We start from the raw sequence: 595 nt of genomic DNA on the forward strand, positions 1-595 counted from the left end.
TGAATGCGGGATCGCCCGCGTGGCTCGCGCGCACCTCGTCTACCGTGGCCTGTAGGCTGTGCGGATAGTCCGCCCCCGGGTTGCCCGCCGGCACGTTGTTCGCAATCACCCACGACGCCCCGATCACCGCGAACTCCTTCTGGCTCGCCTGATCCGGGTCGTGGTCCGGGTGGCCGCTGAGCGTAAAGCGCCGCCCCGCGTCGATCCTTCTCACGCCGCCGACGCCCTCAAACCGTTTCGCCCGCGACTCCCACTCCTCCATGCGGATTCCGGAGAGCTGGTCGCCCCGGTCCTGTTTCGCATACGTGTACGCCCCGGTGTATTCGTACACCTCGGCCTGATCCGGCAACGCGCCCTGATTGGGCATCGTCGGCACGCTCGTGCCTTTGGGGTTGAACTGCGTCGATGGGCTCTTGTAGTCGAACGTGCGGGTGGTGAGCGACGTGCTTTGCAGCGTGCGCGTGCCCGACCACTGCGTGAGCGCGTCCGTCTCGCTGCCTGTGCCTGCCCGGTAGAACGGCACCGTTTCGGGCGACAGCGCATCGAGCGTCGCGAGCCGGTCGGTGATGACCAGCGTGTGCGATCTGCCGTCCTG

Annotated in this window: 1 protein-coding gene; it reads right to left on the minus strand. The window is 67.4% G+C overall.

The features are described 5' to 3' along the window. A partial coding sequence (locus tag FQ755_RS05060; protein ID WP_186308420.1) for a phage late control D family protein occupies positions 1 to 595 on the minus strand: 595 nt, incomplete at both ends.

The organism is Paraburkholderia sp. BCC1885 (assembly GCF_900996235.1).
In the GTDB taxonomy this organism is placed as follows: Bacteria; Pseudomonadota; Gammaproteobacteria; order Burkholderiales; family Burkholderiaceae; genus Paraburkholderia.